The sequence below is a fragment of the Pantoea sp. SIMBA_079 genome (assembly GCF_046940275.1).
GTDB classification, from domain to species: domain Bacteria; phylum Pseudomonadota; class Gammaproteobacteria; order Enterobacterales; family Enterobacteriaceae; genus Pantoea; species Pantoea borealis.
The window spans coordinates 1-277 of sequence record NZ_JAWRYR010000231.1 but is presented as its reverse complement, the minus strand read 5'-3'; the positions used below and the strand labels follow the sequence as shown (position 1 = coordinate 277).

Sequence of the window (277 nt, the reverse complement as noted above, 5' to 3'; positions counted from 1 at the left end):
GCCAACAGCTATGCGCCCCTGGCGCCAACCTGGGGCGTGGACAACCGCACCGTGAGCCTACGCGTGCCGGGTGGCCCGGCCAACAGCCGGCATGTGGAGCACCGCATCTGCGGCGCTGATGCCAACCCTTACCTGGCTGCAGCGGCGATCCTTGCTGCCAGCCACCGGGGCATCCGCGAACAGCTTGACCCAGGCGCCCCCGTTGAAGGCAACGGCTATGCCCAGGCCACCGAACACTTGCCCACCGACTGGCTGACCGCCCTCGACGCCCTGCAAC

General features: G+C 69.3%; 1 pseudogene. It reads left to right on the top strand.

Going from position 1 to position 277, the window contains the following annotated elements:
- Positions 1-36 precede the first annotated feature (36 nt).
- Positions 37-277, top strand: a pseudogene (locus SB719_RS19830) (glutamine synthetase); the annotation flags it as partial.